We start from the raw sequence: 341 nt of genomic DNA on the forward strand, positions 1-341 counted from the left end.
GAAAGGCTGATATTTCGAGGAAATTAGATGATATCGAAAATCAAGGTCTAAAGTGAGGTGAAAAGCAATGTTGGTCAACAAAGCATACAAATTTCGTATTTACCCAAACAAAGAACAAGAAATCTTAATCGCAAAGACGATTGGTTGTTCTCGTTTCGTATATAATCACTTTTTAGCACGTTGGAACGATACATATAAGGAAACAGGCAAAGGACTCACTTACAATTCATGTTCTGCCGAATTAACGCAGCTAAAAAAAGAATTCGTATGGTTAAAAGAAGTCGACAGCGTTGCTATTCAATCCTCACTTAAAAACCTTGCGGATTCGTATTCACGATTTT

Annotated in this window: 1 protein-coding gene; it reads left to right on the plus strand. The window is 35.8% G+C overall.

From position 1 onward, the window contains the following. Positions 1 to 67: 67 nt before the first annotated feature. A partial coding sequence (locus tag G4V62_RS19460) for a helix-turn-helix domain-containing protein (protein ID WP_165205251.1) occupies positions 68 to 341 on the plus strand: 274 nt, incomplete at its 3' end.

Origin of the sequence: Litoribacterium kuwaitense (assembly GCF_011058155.1) — a bacterium.
Taxonomy (GTDB): domain Bacteria; phylum Bacillota; class Bacilli; order Bacillales; family DSM-28697; genus Litoribacterium; species Litoribacterium kuwaitense.